Below are 550 nucleotides of genomic sequence, written 5' to 3'. Positions count from 1 at the left end.
CAGAAAGACTATGAAACCTTTATGCAAGCCCTGGCCTTCGAGACAAAACTTTGCAAGCCACGGCATCCCTTTACCAAGGGCAAGGTGGAGCGGTTGGTTCGCTTTGTGAAAGACAATTTCCTGGCTGATCGAGTATTCTTCGATCTTACAGACCTGAATTGGCAAGCATTGGAATGGTGCAATAAACAGAACGGAACATACCGCCGTACCGTGAATGGTGCGCCGCAAAAGATACATGAAACTGTATGCGGAGAACAGCTGCGTATGGTACCGGAGGATTCTGTCCGAGTCTATCTCTGTCCGGAAAGAAAGATCTCCTTTGACGGCTTTGTAAATTACGAGGGCAGGCGTTTCGGTGTACCCTACAGCTATCCTGGTGCAACAGCGAGAGTAGAGCGCAGCGGCGATTTGCTGCGTATTTATTCTGCCGACCTAAAAGTTTTGCTGGCTACACATACCGTTACCTGGAGCCGCACCGACAGTTTCTGTGAAGGACAGTACGAATCCTTGGCACAGCCAGAAGAATTTCCCACAGCGCCTGTACAAACGC

Annotated in this window: 1 protein-coding gene; it reads left to right on the top strand. The window is 49.8% G+C overall.

Going from position 1 to position 550, the window contains the following annotated elements:
• Positions 1-550, top strand: a 550-nt coding sequence (locus JCM17207_RS09050) for a Mu transposase domain-containing protein (protein WP_444979641.1), incomplete at both ends; no start/stop codon positions are given.

Source organism: Faecalibacterium gallinarum, assembly GCF_022180365.1.
Classification (GTDB): Bacteria; Bacillota; Clostridia; order Oscillospirales; family Ruminococcaceae; genus Faecalibacterium; species Faecalibacterium gallinarum.
The sequence above is the reverse complement of the archived record's forward strand: the minus strand, read 5'-3'. Positions and strand labels throughout refer to the sequence as shown.